We start from the raw sequence: 1442 nt of genomic DNA on the forward strand, positions 1-1442 counted from the left end.
TGAACTGGTCCCCGAAAGTTGGACTCGGTAAGTAAAAGTCTACGCAGCCAGTGCCTGGGCCCGGTATTTCATCGGGCTCAGGCACTCGAGCGTTAACGAGATGCGGTCATAGTTGTACCAGTGGATGTAGTCGTCGAGCTCGGCGGTGAACGCCTCGACGCTGGTGTGTTCGTGGTGGTGGAACATCTCTTCCTTCAGGTGCCCGAAGAAGTTTTCCATCACGGCGTTGTCCAGGCAGTTGCCCTTGCGCGACATGGATTGGGTCATGCCGGCGTCGGCCAGCAGCCTCTGGCAGCTGGCGTGCTGGTACTGGAATCCCTGGTCCGAGTGCACCATCGGCGCCTCGCCCGCGGCCAGGGTCCCGATGGCCTCGCTAAGCGATTGGTTGGCGAAGGCCACGGTCGGGGACTGCGACACCGAGTAGGAAACGATCGAGCGGTCGAACAGGTCCAGCACCGGCGAAAGATAGACCTTCCTGTCGGCAATCTTGAATTCGGTCACGTCGGTCACCCACTTCAGGTTCGGTGCCTCGGTGTCGAACTGGCGCTTCAGCAGGTTTTCGGCGACCTTGCCGACAGTGCCCTTGTAGGAGGCATACCTTCGCTTGCTGCGGACCTTGCAGACCAGGCCCTCGGCGCGCATCAGCTTCAGCACGGTCTTCTTCGCCACCTGCCACCCGCCGCCGAGCAATTCGGCGTGGATGCGGCGGTGCCCGTACCGGCTCATGGCCTTGGTGAAGATCTCGTGGATCCGTGCGCGGAGCTCCGCGTGCCGGTCCGGTGCCTTGAGCGCGGCCTGGCGGTGGAAGAACGTGGAGCGGGGAAGCCCGGCAGCGGCCAGGAGCAGGGGCAAGGGGTGGGAGGCCTTGAGGGCGATCACCGCGCTGATTTTCAGCGCGGTGGTTGGTTCCTCAAGGCCCGAACTTTTTTTAGGTATGCATTCTCCGCCTGCAGCCGCTGGTTCTCGCGGCGCAGCTTCTCGAGTTCGGTGGGTCCACCCGCTTCGGCGCCGGAAGCGGTCTTGGGACGGCCCTTGGCCTTGGGACGCAGCCCGTCCTCGCCCTGTTCCCGGTAGGTCCTGACCCAGGTCCTGAGAAGGTTCGGGGAGCTGAGCCGGTGTCGTTGGGCAAGCTCCATCAGCGTCGCCTCGCCGTCGAGGAACTGGCGGACGACCGCGAGCTTGAACTCGAAGGAATACACCTGATTGGTCGGTTTGCTTTCCAACGCTGCCCTACCCCAAATCCTGAACCGTTTCTCGAGCCCACGAACGGCGTGTTCACCGGCGTTCAGTCTTGAGGATACCGCCTTATGCCCGATTCCCTGCTCGAAAAGATCGACGGCAGCCAGCCGCTGCTCGGCGGTCAATGAACTATTTTGACGCATGAAAAACTCCCCGAAAGTAAGGATCTGAATTATTCAGTCCAACTTTCGGGGAGCAGTTCA

At 61.8% G+C, this 1442-nt stretch carries 2 protein-coding genes; both read right to left on the minus strand.

All coding sequences use genetic code 11. The features are described 5' to 3' along the window. Window positions 1-39 precede the first annotated feature (39 nt). Complete coding sequence (locus OIU93_RS20505) at window positions 40-879, minus strand: IS3 family transposase (protein WP_264271885.1); 840 nt, start codon at window positions 877-879, stop codon at window positions 40-42. 11 nt (window positions 880-890) lie between these two features. Beyond that, window positions 891-1364 (minus strand): helix-turn-helix domain-containing protein, encoded by a 474-nt coding sequence (locus OIU93_RS20510; RefSeq protein ID WP_264271886.1) that lies wholly within the window; start codon window positions 1362-1364, stop codon window positions 891-893. Between the last annotated feature and the right edge of the window lie 78 nt (window positions 1365-1442).

Source organism: Paeniglutamicibacter sp. ZC-3, from assembly GCF_025847175.2.
GTDB classification, from domain to species: domain Bacteria; phylum Actinomycetota; class Actinomycetes; order Actinomycetales; family Micrococcaceae; genus Paeniglutamicibacter; species Paeniglutamicibacter sulfureus.